Annotated in this window: 8 protein-coding genes; 4 read left to right on the top strand and 4 right to left on the bottom strand. The window is 60.4% G+C overall.

Annotated elements, in window-relative coordinates; genetic code table 11:
* Positions 1 to 121: 121 nt before the first annotated feature.
* Complete coding sequence (rhlE2, locus tag PMI01S_RS06485) at positions 122 to 1,996, top strand: RNA helicase RhlE2 (RefSeq protein ID WP_084318535.1); 1,875 nt, start codon at positions 122 to 124, stop codon at positions 1,994 to 1,996.
* A gap of 273 nt (positions 1,997 to 2,269) precedes the next feature.
* Here rhlE2 and PMI01S_RS06490 read toward each other — a convergent pair whose 3' ends face one another.
* The 3 genes from PMI01S_RS06490 to PMI01S_RS06500 all read right to left on the bottom strand — a co-directional run bounded on the left by PMI01S_RS06490 (position 2,270) and on the right by PMI01S_RS06500 (position 5,473).
* Positions 2,270 to 2,866: a YceI family protein gene (locus PMI01S_RS06490; protein WP_084318538.1), complete on the bottom strand. Its 597-nt coding sequence runs from the start codon at positions 2,864 to 2,866 to the stop codon at positions 2,270 to 2,272.
* Positions 2,867 to 2,898: 32 nt separating this feature from the next.
* Complete coding sequence (locus tag PMI01S_RS06495) at positions 2,899 to 3,450, bottom strand: cytochrome b (protein ID WP_084318541.1); 552 nt, start codon at positions 3,448 to 3,450, stop codon at positions 2,899 to 2,901.
* A gap of 253 nt (positions 3,451 to 3,703) precedes the next feature.
* Positions 3,704 to 5,473 (bottom strand): flavin monoamine oxidase family protein, encoded by a 1,770-nt coding sequence (locus tag PMI01S_RS06500; protein ID WP_084318544.1) that lies wholly within the window; start codon positions 5,471 to 5,473, stop codon positions 3,704 to 3,706.
* A gap of 222 nt (positions 5,474 to 5,695) precedes the next feature.
* On the opposite strand from PMI01S_RS06500, the gene PMI01S_RS06505 reads away from it, so the two are divergent.
* Both PMI01S_RS06505 and PMI01S_RS06510 read left to right on the top strand, forming a co-directional pair.
* Positions 5,696 to 7,102 carry an adenosylmethionine--8-amino-7-oxononanoate transaminase gene (locus tag PMI01S_RS06505; protein ID WP_084318547.1) on the top strand — a complete coding sequence of 469 codons (1,407 nt, stop codon included), beginning with the start codon at positions 5,696 to 5,698 and terminating at the stop codon, positions 7,100 to 7,102.
* Between the two features lie 191 nt (positions 7,103 to 7,293).
* On the top strand, positions 7,294 to 8,013 hold the full coding sequence (locus PMI01S_RS06510) for a 16S rRNA (uracil(1498)-N(3))-methyltransferase (protein WP_084318550.1): 720 nt from the start codon (positions 7,294 to 7,296) through the stop codon (positions 8,011 to 8,013).
* Between the two features lie 110 nt (positions 8,014 to 8,123).
* Here the strand turns inward: PMI01S_RS06510 and trhA are convergent, their stop codons facing one another.
* Positions 8,124 to 8,741: a PAQR family membrane homeostasis protein TrhA gene (trhA, locus tag PMI01S_RS06515; RefSeq protein WP_084318553.1), complete on the bottom strand. Its 618-nt coding sequence runs from the start codon at positions 8,739 to 8,741 to the stop codon at positions 8,124 to 8,126.
* 243 nt (positions 8,742 to 8,984) lie between these two features.
* Between trhA and PMI01S_RS06520 the strand changes: the two genes are divergently transcribed.
* Positions 8,985 to 9,857 (top strand): LysR family transcriptional regulator (locus PMI01S_RS06520; RefSeq protein ID WP_084318554.1); only part of this gene is annotated, 873 nt, incomplete at its 3' end.

Consider the following 9,857-nt stretch of genomic DNA (forward strand, 5'->3'; position numbering starts at 1 on the left):
GAGCGCTTCAGACGAGCTTTCAAGCCCCAGCAGGACCGGACGGGATTGCGTTCTTCTTAAACGCCATTCGCGCCAGGCAAGACTCCCATTGGGCCAAGCCCTAACTAAAACAGGATTACTCATGTCCTTTGCTTCCCTCGGTCTCTCCGAGGCTTTAGTCCGCGCCATCGAGGCAGCGGGCTATACCGAGCCTACTCCGGTGCAACAGCGGGCCATTCCCGCCGTGTTGCAAGGTCGCGACCTGATGGTTGCGGCTCAGACAGGTACTGGTAAAACCGGCGGCTTCGCCCTTCCGATTCTGGAGCGGTTGTTCCCCAACGGTCACCCGGACAAATCCCAGCGTCACGGCCCGCGCCAACCACGCGTGCTGGTCCTGACCCCAACCCGCGAACTCGCGGCTCAAGTCCACGAGAGCTTCAAGGTCTATGCCCGTGACCTGAAGTTCGTCAGCGCCTGCATCTTCGGCGGCGTCGGCATGAACCCGCAGGTTCAAGCCATGTCCCGTGGTGTTGACGTGCTGGTGGCCTGCCCTGGCCGCCTGCTCGACCTCGCCGGCCAAGGCAGCGTCGATCTGTCCCACGTGGAAATCCTCGTGCTGGACGAAGCCGACCGCATGCTCGACATGGGCTTTGTCCATGACGTGAAGAAGGTCCTGGCTCGTCTGCCGAGCAAACGCCAGAACCTGCTGTTCTCGGCGACGTTCTCCAAGGACATCACCGACCTCGCCGGCAAGCTGCTGCACAACCCGGAACGCATTGAAGTCACGCCGCCGAACACTACGGTCGAGCGCATCGAACAACGCGTGTTCCGTCTGCCGGCCAACCACAAGCGTTCGCTGCTGGCGCACTTGATCACCGCGGGCGCCTGGGAACAGGTTCTGGTGTTCACCCGCACCAAGCACGGCGCCAACCGCCTGGCCGAGTACCTGGACAAACACGGCCTCACCGCCGTCGCGATCCACGGCAACAAGAGCCAGAACGCGCGCACCAAAGCCCTGGCCGACTTCAAGGCTGGCGAAGTGCGCATCCTGGTTGCCACCGACATCGCCGCACGCGGCCTCGACATCGATCAGTTGCCACACGTGGTCAACTTCGAACTGCCGAACGTCGACGAAGATTACGTACACCGCATCGGCCGTACCGGCCGTGCCGGTCGTTCGGGCGAGGCGATCTCGCTGGTGGCTCCGGACGAAGAAAAGCTGCTGAAAAGCATCGAACGCATGACCAAGCAGAAAATCGCCGATGGCGACCTGATGGGCTTCGATTCCAGCGCCGTAGAAGCCGAAAAACCGGAAGTCCGCGAGCGTCCGGATGTGCGTAACCCGCGCAACCCACGTGGCCCGCGCGGCGACGGTCCGAACGGCAGCGGCGGTGGCGGCGGTCGTAAAGACAAAGGCAAGGACAAGGGCGGCAAGGAAAAACCGGCGGCCAGCGGCCGTGGCGAGCGCCCGGCACGTGAGCAGAAACCACGCGAAGGCACCCCGGCTCGCGAGCAACAGCGTCCGGCGCCACGCGCTGCCGCTGATCGCGCTCCGGACGAGTTCCTGGACGACGATATCGATAACTTCGGTAACCGCGTCGACTACGTGCCTCAAGCCAAACCGGCTCAGGGCCGTGGCCGCCGTCCAGGTGCTCCGGCACAAGGTTCGGCCGCTGGCGCTGGTGCTCCGCGCACCGGCGGCAAGCCTCAGGGTCGCCAAAGCGGTCCGCGCAGCAGCGACGGCGCCACCACCGGCACGCCGCCGGCCAAGCGCAGCGGTCCACGCAACGGCGCTCCACGTGACGGTCAGGCCCGTCGCGAAGAAGGCCGCAACCGTCGCCCGGCGCGTGACGATCAGCCGCGCTCGGAACCCGCCGTGCAAAACCCGCGCGGTCCGGCACCGAAGATCATTCACAAGGAGTCGAAAACCGATCGTTTCCCGACTCCCGAGCAACTTGATCAACTGCCAGGCCGTCCGCGTGGTGAAAAACCGGCGTTGCTGACTCGCAACCGCTGATTTAACGCCGCAATAAAAAAATGCCCCGGTTCTCGCGATCCGGGGCATTTTTTTATGCCGGACAAAAAACATTCTGCGCCGGACAATTTCCCCTGTAGGAGCCGGCTTGCTGGCGATGACGGTGTGTCAGCCTCGTGGATGTCGGCGGAGACTCCGCTATCGCCAGCAAGCCGGCTCCTACAGGGGATTTGTGGTGGTAATGAAAATGTTGGCAGGCAATAAAAAACGCCCCCGATCGTGAGATCGGGGGCGTTTTTGTGTCAGGTGCGAAAGTTACTTCGCTTTTACGCCTTCAAACGAAACGTACAGCTCGACCGCATCGGACCCTGGGCCCAGGTCTTTCTGCTTGCCGAAGTCGGAACGCTTGATGCTGGTGGTGCCTTCGAAGCCGGCACGGTAGCCGCCCCATGGATCCTTGCCTTCACCCAGGAACGTAGCCTTGACCACGACTGGCTTGGTCACGCCAGCGATGGTCAGATCACCCGCTACATCGGCAGTGTCTTTGCCAGCGGCGTTTTTGCCAGTGGATTTGACGCTGGTGGAAACGAAGGTGGCCTTGGCGAATTTGGCCGCATTCAGGAAATCACCGCTGGCGATGTGCTTATCGCGTTCGGCATGGTTGGTGAATACGCTGGCGGTATTCACATTGAACTCGATCTTGCTGGCTTCAGGTTTGGCGGCGTCGAAGCTGAACTTGCCGTCGATATCCTTGAAGGTACCGGTGATGTAGCTGTAGCCCAGGTGGCTGATCTTGAAGTCAACGAAGGCGTGCTGGCCTTCTTTGTCGACGACGTAGTCAGCGGCCATTACGTGACCGGCGGACAGCAGAGCGGAACCGATTGCCAGAGCGGCGAGGGTCTTTTTCAACATGCTTTCTATTCCTTTGGAGTCGAGGTTGAACTTCAGGCTTTGCGGCCCAGCATACGAGTGAGGGTCGCATCACGATCGATAAAGTGGTGCTTCAATGCTGCCAACGCATGGAGACCGGAAAAAATTACCAGTGCCCACGCCAGATACAGATGAATCACACCGGCGGTGTCTGCCTGGTCCGGTAGTCCGGACACCAGTGCAGGAACTTCAAACAGGCCAAACACCGGAATCCCGACACCGTCTGCGGTGGAAATCAGGTAACCGGCAATCATCACAGCAAACAGGCCGAGGTACAGGAACGAATGGCCGAACTTCGCGCCCATGCGCGTCAGGCGGCTATAGCTTTCCAGTGTGGGCGGCGGCGGGCTGATGAAGCGCCAGATCACCCGAAGAATCATCACTGCCAACAACACCAGGCCAATGCTCTTGTGCAGGTCCGGCGCGTCTTTGCGCCAGGTGCTGTAGTAGTCGAGACCGACCATCCACAACCCCAACGCGAACAGACCGAAGACCGCCAGCGCCACGCCCCAATGCATGAAGATGCTGACCCAACCGTAGCGGGAAGAAGAGTTACGTAGCTGCATGCCCAGATCCTGTGAGAATTGCGACCAAGACTATCGAGTTATCTATCGATTTAAAGCGGAAAATTTCGCTTTGAAATATCGAGAAATACGATAAAGAGTCTGAAATGGGTGAGTTAAGGAAAGATTAAAGACCAATGTGTGAAAAGAAATGACGTCCAAATGAAGAACACCTCCGCCATGAGGTTTATTCGGTTCTGTTCTTCAAGGCATAAAAAAACGCGGCATTTCTGCCGCGTTTCCTTAATCCAAAAGCTTACTGCGCTTGGGTGTCCGTTGCCGCGGTCGAAGCGGGTTTGGTCGCTGGTTTCTTCGCCAGTTCGGCTTTCTTCACAGGCGCCTTGGCTGGCGCTTTTTTGGCTTCGGTCTTGGCCGCAGGCTTTTTCGCCGGTGCCTTGGCCGGAGCCTTCTTGGCGGGCTCGGCTTTCACCGGTGCTGCAGGTTTCGGTGCTTCCACGGGCGCTGGTGCCGGGGTGGCCACTGGCGCGGGCGCCGGTGCTGGCGGTGTGACCGGTTCGGGTGCCTTGACCGGCTCCGGCTTCTTCTCGTCATCCGAGCCACCAAACAGATTGCTGAAGAAGTTGCCTTTCTTCGCCGCCACTGCGCCGGCCGCCGCAGCGGTCGCTGCCGGAACAACCTTCGCCGGCTCGAACGACTTGCCTGCCGCCAGGTCTTCAACCTGACCTGCCGCCCGCTGACCCGTGCGCAATGCGCCTTCCAGCGTGCCTGGGTACAACGTGTCAGTGTGTTCGCCAGCGAACGCTACGCGCTGCAGCGGACGTTCCCACAGGCGCCAGTACTTGCTGATCTGGCCCGGACCGAAGGCCAGGTAAGCGCCGCCCATCGACGGGTCGGTGCTGTAGCGGCGGATTTCATAACCGGTGAACGAACCGCGCGCCTGTGGATAAAAGGCATGCAGGCGAATCAGTACCTGATCGGCCATCTGCTTGTCGCCGAAGGCCTGCATCACCCGCGCGTTGTCGCCGGACAGGTTGATCACCACGTTGGCACCGCCCTTCAGGGCTGGCTCTACCCACAACATGCCCAGCCCGGTGTTGCTGTAGATCTCGCCGGACATGCGCGCCTTGCTTTCCCATACCGGCGTCTTGAACTTCAGCATGATCTGGTCGCGCCAACCGTAGTTGGTGCCTTTGATGGCGCCCATGTGCTGGGCGTCCAGCGCCGGGGTCATCTGGATCTTGTTCAGGGCGCGCAATGGCACGGCGACCACGACGTAGTCAGCCTGATAGCCAACGCTGCCGACTTTGACGGTCACGCCATCCTTGTCCTGGGTAATGGACGAGACCGGGGAGTTGGTCTTGATGGTTTTCAGCTGTTTGACGAAGGCTTGTGCCAACACCGGGCTGCCCCCGAGCAGGCGCGAAGCGCGCAAGTCACGGTCGGACACACCGCGATAAACCCGGCTCTGTTGTGCGTAGTACAGCAGCGACAGGCGCGAAGGTTCGTCATAGCGGGTACGAATTTGCTGATTGATCAATTGACGGGCCGTGGCTGGCAGCGTCAAACGGTCGAGCCAGTTGGAGACGTTGATCTGATCCAGGGCATGCAACGTGCTGTTCGCCGCCGGGTTCTGCGGGTCTTCGATCGAGCGCGCCAGATCGTCCAGGGTCTTTTCGTAGCGCTTGAGCGCATCGGCGGTTGCCGGCTCCTTGGTAGCCAGATCGGCTGCGGTGTAATACACACCGTCGATCAGGTAGCTCGGCGTGCGCACGAATTCTGGTGCCGGCGTGGTGCTCAGCTTGAACGTCGAGACGTACTTGTTCAGCACCGGCTGGGTCTTGTCGTTGCCGATCCATTCACTGGTGGCCATGCCGGAACGGCCACCGAGGCTCGGCTTGGCTTCCAGCAGGGTGACCTGCCAGCCCTTGTTCTGCAGTTCATAAGCAGCAGTGAGGCCCGAAAGCCCACCGCCAATCACGATCGCCGTTTTATCCTTGGCCAGCGCAGACACGCTGAACAGCCCCAACATCACCAGCGCACAGGCGCGCAGCCAACCAGCAGACATTCAGCGAACTCCGGAAATACACGAGGAAAAAGCAGTTTTACGAGTCAGACGACTCAAAGAACCGCGAAGAATACGTTAGCCATCAATAGGCCGCCAGCAACGTCTGTCACCCCATACAAAGTAGCTCAATCGACACAATGGGTTGTTCCCGCGCGACGCATTGCATAGGCTTGCGCGATTGTATGTCCGCGCCTGCCGCGGACCGCCTCGAGGAGACTGAACATGGGCCTGAATAATCAGTGGATGCAACGCGATCTCGCGGTGTTGTGGCATCCCTGCACCCAGATGAAAGACCACGAACAGTTGCCGCTGATCCCGATCAAGCGCGGTGAAGGCGTGTGGCTGGAAGATTTCGAAGGTAAACGCTACCTCGACGCGGTCAGCTCCTGGTGGGTCAACGTGTTCGGCCACGCCAACCCGCGCATCAACCAGCGCATCAAGGACCAGGTCGATCAGCTGGAGCACGTAATCCTCGCCGGCTTCAGCCATCAGCCGGTCATCGAGCTGTCCGAGCGACTGGTGAAGATGACGCCGGAAGGCCTGACCCGGTGCTTCTACGCCGATAACGGATCGTCCTGCATCGAAGTCGCGCTGAAAATGAGTTTTCACTACTGGCTCAACCGCGGCGCGCCTGCCAAGAAGCGCTTCGTTACCCTGACCAACAGCTACCATGGCGAGACCATGGCGGCGATGTCGGTGGGCGACGTGCCGCTGTTCACCGAGACTTACAAGGCGCTGCTGCTGGACACCATCAAGGTGCCAAGCCCCGATTGCTACCTGCGCCCGGAAGGCATGAGTTGGGAAGAACATTCCCGGAACATGTTTGCCGCGATGGAGCAGACGCTGGCCGAGAACCACGACACCGTCGCGGCGGTGATCGTCGAGCCGCTGATCCAGGGCGCTGGCGGCATGCGCATGTATCACCCGGTTTATTTGAAGCTGCTGCGTGAAGCTTGCGACCGTTATGGCGTGCACCTGATCCACGACGAAATCGCCGTCGGCTTCGGCCGCACCGGGACGATGTTCGCCTGTGAACAGGCCGGCATCCGCCCGGACTTCCTTTGCCTGTCCAAGGCCCTGACTGGCGGTTACCTGCCGTTGGCGGCCTGCGTGACGACCGAAGACGTCTACAGCGCGTTCTACGACGACTATCCGACCCTGCGCGCCTTCCTGCATTCCCACAGCTACACCGGCAACCCGCTGGCGTGCGCGGCGGCATTGGCGACGCTGGACATCTTCGAAGAAGACAACGTCATCGAAAACAACAAGGCGTTGGCACAGCACATGGCCTCGTCTACCGCACATCTGGCCGATCACCCGAACGTCTCGGAAGTGCGCCAGACCGGCATGGTGCTGGCCATCGAGATGGTCAAGGACAAGGCGACCAAGGAAGCTTACCCGTGGCAAGAGCGTCGCGGCTTGAAGGTGTTCCAGCATGCACTGGAGCGAGGTGCTTTACTTCGACCGTTGGGCAGCGTGGTGTATTTCCTGCCGCCTTACGTGATCACGCCGGAGCAGATCGACTTTCTGGCGGAAGTGGCCAGTGAAGGGATCGACATCGCGACTCGCGACAGCGTCAGCGTGTCGGTGCCGAAAGACTTCCACCCCGGCTTCCGCGATCCGGGCTAAAGACCAACGCAGTTCCTGTGGTGAGTGGATTTATCTGTGGCGAGGGGGCTTGCCCCCGTTGGGTTGCGAAGCAGCCCAAAAACCGACAACCGCGTCTGTCCAGCTAAAACGCATCGCCAGAATTACGACTGTTTCGCAGCCGAACGGGGGCAAGCCCCCTCGCCACAAAAGCCAATTTTCAGAGACCCAGCATGAGACTGTCCCGCTTCTTTATCGACGCCCCCCTGAGCACCGGCGAGCACGAGTTGCCCGAGGCCCAGGCCCATTACATCAGCCGCGTGCTGCGCATGGCCGAGGGCGATGCGTTGCAATTGTTCGACGGCTCGGGCCATGAGTTTCGCGCCACGCTGGTGGAGGTCGGCAAGAAGCGCGTCGTGGTGCAGATCGATGAAAGCTTCGCCGGTCAGGTCGAATCACCGTTGCAGATCCATCTCGGCCAGGGCTTGTCCCGTGGCGAGCGAATGGATTGGGCGATTCAGAAAGCCACGGAACTGGGCGTCACCGAAATCACCCCGATCTTCAGCGACCGCTGCGAAGTCCGTCTGAAGGACGAACGCGCCGACAAACGCCTGCTGCATTGGCGTCAGGTGGCGATCAGCGCGTGCGAGCAATGCGGGCGTTCACGGGTGCCGGTGATTCATCCGCCGCTGTTGTTGGCAGACTGGTTGAAGCAGACCGAGGCTGAATTGAAACTGGTCCTGCATCCAGTGGCTGAGCCGTTGGTGAGTCATGCCAAGCCGGCAACGCTGGCGTTCTTGATCGGGCCGGAGGGTGGGTTGTCGGATGCGGAGGTTGATCAGGCCAAGGGCGCTGGTTTCCATGCTGCTCGCCTTGGACCTCGGGTGTTGCGCACAGAGACCGCGCCGGTCGTGGCGTTGGCGGTGGCCCAGCAGCTTTGGGGCGACTTCTAGTACGACTTCGCCAGCAAGCCGACTCCTACAAGGCATCGTGGTTGCCGCACATATCACGGGCAACACATGACCTGCAGGAGCCGGCTTGATGGCGATGGCCACAATGCGGTCTACAGGACGTACACCAGAATCGCCACGAAGTGCAGCAAACTCCCCGCGATCACGAACAAATGCCAGATCCCGTGCGCATGCCGCAACCGATGATCCAGGGCAAAGAAAACAATCCCCACGGTGTACAAAATCCCGCCCGACGCCAGCCAGGCGAACCCGGCCGTGCCCAGCGCCGCCAGCAACGGCTTGACCGCCACCAGCACGATCCAGCCCATCACCGCGTAAATCACGATCGACAGGATCCGCGCTTCCGAACGCGGTTTGATCTCTTGCAGGATGCCGATCAACGCCAGCCCCCAGACAATCCCGAACAACGTCCAGCCCCACGGCCCGCGCAAGGTCACCAGGCAAAACGGCGTGTAGCTGCCGGCAATCAACAGGTAGATCGAAAAGTGATCGACCTTCTGCATGATCGCTTTCTTGCGCCCGCGCACACTGTGGTAAACGGTCGATGCGCTGTAGAGCACCATCAACGTGAAACCGTAAATCGCCACGCTGACAATCTTCCACGGGCTGCCGTCCATGCCGGCGATCACCAGCATCCACACCACCCCAACCGTTGCCGCCACCGCCCCGACCAGATGCGTCCAGGCGTTCAATCTTTCCCCGTGATACATGTGTTGCTCACCTCGACATTCGTTACAGCATTGCGCAAGGCTCAGGCTTCAAGCGTAAAAGCGCAATGTTTCAAAGCATACCTCCCTACAGGAGCAGGCTTGCTGGCGATGGCGGCCTCAAGATCAACGTAAATTTGAGGGCCAATCGCCAGCAAACGGAACGCCACCCGGCCGCTCCTACAAAGACCTGCGTCACTTTCAGTAATTGGGCACAATCGAGCCATTCGACCAAGAGTCATGCCCATGCTGATCGACGAAGAGTTGACCCTGAAAAAACTCGAGGTGTTCCTGGCCTTCATGCGAACCGGCAACCTGGCCCGGGCGGCCGCCGAGTTGCAGACCAGCAACGTCAGCGTACACCGCGCCATTCATTCCCTGGAAAGCGCGCTGCGCTGCCCGCTGTTCAAACATGAAGGCCGCAACCTGACGCCGCTGGAAAGCGCGTATGTGCTGGAAGAACGGGCGCAGAAGCTGATCCAGGACGTGGTTGAAACCGTGCGCCTGACCCGCGAAGCCGCCGGTTTCTCCGCGGAGCGCTTCAAGCTGGGCTCGTTGTATTCGCTGACGGTGAAGACCGTGCCGCAACTGATCATGGGCCTGAAACTCCGCCGCAGCGAACTCAACATCGACTTGATCCTCGGTTCGAATTTCGACCTGTTGTACAAGCTCAAGAACATGGAAGTCGACGCGATCCTGGTCTCGCTGGACGACAGCGTCAACGACCCGGACTGCGAGCAGATTCCGCTGTTTTCCGATGACATCTTTTTGGCCACCCCGGCGGATTCGAAGTTTGCCCAACGGGCGGAAGTCGACCTAGCCGAGGTGCGCGACGAAACCTTCATCACCCTGACCCAAGGCTTCGCCACGCACCAGGACGGCAATCGGGTGTTCAGGCAGGCGGGCTTCGAGCCGAAGGTAGCGATGCAGGTCAACGACATCTTCACCCTGCTGAGCATGGTCAGTTCGGGGGTGGGTTATGCGTTGTTGCCGGGTCGGATTGCAGCGGTGTATGAGAACCGCGTGAAGCTGATTCCGCTGCAGGAAAAGTACCGATTGCAGCAGCACATTGGGGTGGTGTTTTTGAAAGCCAAGGAGCGTGACCCGAATTTGCTGGCG

Source organism: Pseudomonas migulae NBRC 103157 (genome assembly GCF_002091715.1).
GTDB classification, from domain to species: domain Bacteria; phylum Pseudomonadota; class Gammaproteobacteria; order Pseudomonadales; family Pseudomonadaceae; genus Aquipseudomonas; species Aquipseudomonas migulae_A.